General features: G+C 42.2%; 1 protein-coding gene. It reads left to right on the plus strand.

All coding sequences use genetic code 11. From position 1 onward, the window contains the following. Positions 1–405 (plus strand): SET domain-containing protein (locus tag HC175_RS19665; protein WP_168139806.1); only part of this gene is annotated, 405 nt, incomplete at both ends.

Consider the following 405-nt stretch of genomic DNA (forward strand, 5'->3'; position numbering starts at 1 on the left):
TGACCGGGTGATCCTGGCAGAGGAGGTGGAGAAAATGCACCCAAAAGTTCAGGAGCAGGTAGATAAATATTGCTTCAGGAACAATAAGGGACACCTTGTGCTATGTTGGGACCAGGCAAAATATGTGAACCACAGCTTCAATGCCAATTGCCTTTCCTCAGCTCATGATTTTGAGCTGGCCGTAAGGGATATTCAACCGGGTGAACAACTTACAGATGATTACGGTTATCTCAATATTTCTGAACCCTTCAAAGCTATTGATGAAGGCACCGGAAGAGATACTGTTTACCCCGATGACCTGTTGAAATATCATGAGAAATGGGACCGGCAGTTAAATGATGCTTTTAAGGATTTTCAAAACGTAGAGCAACCACTACTTAAATTAGTTCCTAAAGAAATCATTGA

Source organism: Salinimicrobium oceani (assembly GCF_012037645.1).